General features: G+C 72.2%; 3 protein-coding genes and 1 tRNA gene. 1 reads left to right on the top strand and 3 read right to left on the bottom strand.

Going from position 1 to position 4349, the window contains the following annotated elements:
• Window positions 1-169 precede the first annotated feature (169 nt).
• On the top strand, window positions 170-730 hold the full coding sequence (locus AC1DP0_RS18670; RefSeq protein WP_478087359.1) for a CGNR zinc finger domain-containing protein: 561 nt from the start codon (window positions 170-172) through the stop codon (window positions 728-730).
• A gap of 171 nt (window positions 731-901) precedes the next feature.
• Here AC1DP0_RS18670 and AC1DP0_RS18675 read toward each other — a convergent pair whose 3' ends face one another.
• The 3 genes from AC1DP0_RS18675 to AC1DP0_RS18685 form a co-directional block, all read right to left on the bottom strand.
• Window positions 902-1882, bottom strand: coding sequence for a ribose-phosphate diphosphokinase (locus AC1DP0_RS18675; RefSeq protein ID WP_478087361.1), 981 nt, complete (start codon window positions 1880-1882; stop codon window positions 902-904).
• Window positions 1879-3339 carry a bifunctional UDP-N-acetylglucosamine diphosphorylase/glucosamine-1-phosphate N-acetyltransferase GlmU gene (glmU, locus tag AC1DP0_RS18680; protein ID WP_478087363.1) on the bottom strand — a complete coding sequence of 487 codons (1461 nt, stop codon included), beginning with the start codon at window positions 3337-3339 and terminating at the stop codon, window positions 1879-1881. The genes AC1DP0_RS18675 and glmU overlap by 4 nt, the downstream gene beginning before the upstream one ends.
• A gap of 232 nt (window positions 3340-3571) precedes the next feature.
• Window positions 3572-3650: transfer RNA gene (locus AC1DP0_RS18685), tRNA-Gln, on the bottom strand.
• Between the last annotated feature and the right edge of the window lie 699 nt (window positions 3651-4349).

The raw sequence follows: 4349 nt of genomic DNA on the forward strand, positions 1-4349 counted from the left end.
CCGCGCGGCTTCCCGTGGCCGCAGCCACCGCGGACGCTCCGACCCTGCTCCGCTCCGCCATGACAGTCCTCGTCGCTCCGGCCGACAGGCACCGTCCCCGCCTGTCTGATGTCAGTATCAAAACTGATTACACTCATGACAGTAGCGACCGTCACCGTCAGGAGTCAACATGCTTTTCACCCATGACACCGAGGTCACCCTCGCCGCCGCCGCTGCCCTTGTCAACACGATGCCCGGGTCGGTGCCCGGCGACCGCGACCCCGACCGCCTGACGAGCCTCGACGAGCTGGAGGCGCTCTACCGTGGCCAGGGCTGGACCGGGCGCTTCGATCGCGATGCCGCCGAGCTCGAGGCGGTCCGGGCCCTGCGGCCCAGGCTTCGCGGCTTCTGGGAGCCGGACGAGGCCGCCGTCGTCGACCTCGTCAACGACCTGCTCGCCGAGGCCCGCGCCGTCCCCCAGCTCGTCGACCACGACGGTGTCGGGTGGCACGTCCACGCGACACCGGCCGACGCCCCGCTCCCCCGGCGGATGGCCGTCGAAGCGGCGATCGCGGTCATCGACGTCGTGCGGGCCGGTGAGCTCGACCGGCTCCGCGAGTGCGAGGCGGCCGACTGCGACGACGTCGTCGTCGACCTGTCGCGCAACCGCTCGCGTCGCTTCTGCGAGGGCGGGTGCGCGGCACGGGCCCACACCGCCGCCTACCGCGCCCGCCGGTCCGCGCGAGCCTGAGGACCCACCACGCACGAAAGGGCGTATGCCGCAGGCCCGGGCCCACGGCATACGCGCCCTGCCTTCGGTCGACCTACCAACCCGCGGGCCTTTCGGGGGCACTCGGGGGCGCAGGCCGGACCCAGCCCCGCGGGTCTTCGGGGGGTCCACGGGGGCGAAGCCCCCCGTGTGTCAGGCCTTGCCGTCGAAGAGGCTCGTTACGGAGCCGTCCTCGAAGACCTCCTTGATCGCCATCGAGACGAGGGGGGCGATGGAGAGGACCTCGAGCTTGTCGAAGCGGCGGTCGTCGGGGATCGGGAGGGTGTTGGTGACGATGACCTCCTCGACCTTGCACGCCTTGAGTCGGTCGACGGCCGGACCCGAGAGGATCGCGTGCGTGGCGGCGATGATGACGCCCGCGGCGCCCTGGTCCATCAGGGCGTCGGCCGCCTTGGTGATGGTGCCGGCGGTGTCGATCATGTCGTCGACGAGCACGCAGGTGCGGCCCTTGATCTCGCCGACGACGCGGTTGGCGACGACCTCGTTGGGCCGGTTGATGTCCCGCGTCTTGTGGATGAAGGCGAGCGGGGCGCCGCCGAGGCGTGAGCTCCAGTCCTCGGCGACCTTGATGCGGCCGGCGTCGGGTGAGACGACGGCGAGGTCGAGGTGGCCGTACTTCTTGCCGACGTAGGCGGCGAGGATCGGCATGGCCATGAGGTGGTCGACGGGGCCGTCGAAGAAGCCCTGGATCTGCGCGGTGTGCAGGTCGATGGCCATGAGCCGGTTGGCACCGGCCGTCTTGAACAGGTCGGCCATGAGGCGGGCCGAGATCGGCTCGCGGCCGCGGTGCTTCTTGTCCTGTCGGGCGTAGCCGTAGAAGGGCAGCACGACGGTGATCCGCTTGGCCGACGCGCGCTTGAGCGCGTCGATCATGATGAGCTGCTCCATGATCCACTCGTTGATCGGAGCGGTGTGGCTCTGGATGACGAAGGCGTCCGAGCCCCGGACGGACTCCTCGTAGCGCACGTAGATCTCGCCGTTGGCGAAGTCATAGGCCGAGGTCGGCACGAGCTCGGTGCCGAGCTCCTTCGCGACCTCCTGGGCGAGCTGCGGGTGCGCGCGTCCGGAGAAGACCATGAGGTGCTTCTCGGTGGCCTTGTTGATGCCGCTCATGCTTGCGCGTCCTTCATCTCGGTGGTCGGCTGTCGCTGGGCGGCTCGGGCGGCCTCGTCCGTCTTGGTGCCGGCGCGACGGCGAGCGACCCAGCCGTCGACGTTGCGCTGCTGGGCCCGCGTGACGGCGAGCTGGCCGGGGGCGACGTCGCTGACGACGGCCGAGCCTGCCGCGACGTAGGCACCGTCACCGATGGACCGCGGCGCGACGATGACGGAGTTGCTGCCGACGAAGCTGTGGGCGCCGACGTCGGTGTGACCCTTCGTGACACCGTCGTAGTTGGCGAAGATCGTGCCTGCACCGATGTTGGCGCCCGGGCCGACCGTCGCGTCGCCGCAGTAGGTCAGGTGCGGCACCTTGGCGCCCTCTCCGATGTCGGCGTTCTTCGTCTCGACGAAGCCACCGATCTTGCCCCTCGCGCCGAGACGCGTGCCGGGCCGCAGGAACGAGAAGGGCCCGACCGTGGCGCCGGGCCCGATCTCGGCGAGCTCGGCCTGCGTGCGGACCACGCTCGCGCCGTCACCGACCTCGACGTCGGTCAGGGTCGTGTCGGGACCGATGACGCAGTCACGGCCGATGGTGCTGGCGCCGAGGACCTGGGTGTTGGGGTGCACGACGGTGTCGRGCCCGATCGTCACCTCCGCGTCGAGCCACGTCGTGGCCGGGTCGATGACGATCGCGCCGTCACGCATGGCCTGCTCGACGGTGCGGCGGTTGAGCTCGGCCCCGAGCCGCGCGAGCTGGACCTTGTCGTTGACCCCTTCGGTCTGCCAAAGGTCGGCGACGAGGTGGGCGCGCACGCCGAGCCCCCGGCCACGGGCGATCGCGATGACGTCGGTGAGGTACTTCTCGCCCTGGGCGTTGTCGGTGCCCACCTCGGAGAGGGCGTCGCGCAGGACGGCCGCGTCGAACGCATACAACCCGCTGTTGACCTCGAGGATGGCCCGCTGCTGCTCGTCGGCGTCCTTCTGCTCGACGATCGCGACGACCGAGCCGTCGGAGTCACGGATGACGCGGCCGTAGCCGGTGGGGTCCTCGAGCGTCGCGGTGATCACGCTGACGGCGCTGGCGGACTCGTGGTGCGCCGCGACGAGTCCCTCGAGCGTCTCGCTCGTGAGCAGCGGCACGTCGCCGTACGTGACGACCACGGTGCCTGACAGGTCGGCGGGCAGCGCATCGAGGGCGCACTCGACGGCGCGGCCGGTGCCCTTGACGTCGTCCTGGTCGGCGACGACCGCCTCGGGGTCGACCTGCCTCACGTGCTCTGCGACGCGGTCGCGCTCGTGGCGCACGACGACGGCGAGGTGCTGCGGGCTCGTGCCCCGGGCCGCGCGGATCGCATGGGCCACGAGACTGCGGCCCCCGATCGTGTGGAGGACCTTGGGGGTCGTTGACTTCATGCGTGTGCCCTCACCGGCGGCGAGGACGATCACGGCGGTGGGCCGTCGATCGCTCACAGGGCGCAGCTCCTTTGGGTGGATCGGGGTGCACTCGGGTGCGTGCGACCCCGGCCGACGTCGGCGCCGGGGTGCGCCTCGGCCATGCTACCCGTGGGGCTGGGGTCGCCGTCCGCCCCGGGCCGCACCGTGAGCCCCTCCACGTCGAGTGCACCACGAGCGCGTCGCTGGAGGGCGCGTATGCCGCCGAGCGGGCCGCGTCGACCACGCGGGCCCCGCTCGGCGTGCGATGCTCCCCGGGCAGGAGTCGAACCTGCGTCGCTTGTCCTGATTCAAAGTCAGGCGGGCCCTGCCGGCAGACCAACCGGGGATCGTCGAGGGACGAGCACAGGGTAGTGCAGCGGCGCGGCCGATCCGGCGCGGGACGGTCAGGGGGAGCTCGGCGGCGCGGTGGGCGTAGGGCCACCCGAGGGATCGGACGCCGGTGCGACCGCGCCGGCCGAAGCAGTGGCCGAGGGCGAGGGCGAGGGGGGTGTCGGGTCGACAGGAGCGACTGTCGGGGCAGGTGTCGCATCGGCCGGAGCCGGCGCCGTCGGGTCGGGAGTAGGCGCAGCAGGCTCGGGTGTCGGCTCGACCGAAGTCACCGGCGCCGGCTCCGCCGGAGGCGGACCCGCTGGAGCGGGAGGAGGAGCGGCCGCAGCGGGGTCCACCGGAGCAGGGGCAGGGACGGGCACGAGTGAGGGCGTCGTCGGCGGGGTCGTCGGCGGGGTTGCGTTCTCGGCAGCGGTCGCCGAGTCGGCAGCAGACCCGGTCCCGGCGACCACCGGCGCCGGGTCCGTCGAGGCCGGGGCGGTTGCAGCCGCGGTCCCAGCCGCCGACACCGCGGTCGAAGCGGTGCCCGTCGAGGCGGTGGTGTCCATCGGGACGGGTAGGACTCTGGCCCACGCCACGGCCAGGTCTGCGCCTGGAAGGGCCGGCGTGAGCTCGATGAGCTGCAGGAGGTCGGTCGGGGAGGGTGCCGAAGCGGGCGCGGGCGCCGCGGGTGCCGGTTGCGGTGGGGCGGCCGGTGC

It is taken from the genome of Terrabacter sp. P5_B1 (assembly GCF_056400505.1).

What these genes read in the sequence shown, in the direction of transcription:
- AC1DP0_RS18670 (WP_478087359.1), top strand. Translation starts at nt 170, where the DNA reads ATGCTTTTCACCCATGACACCGAGGTCACCCTCGCCGCCGCCGCTGCC.
- AC1DP0_RS18675 (WP_478087361.1), bottom strand. Translation starts at nt 1,882, where the DNA reads ATGAGCGGCATCAACAAGGCCACCGAGAAGCACCTCATGGTCTTCTCC.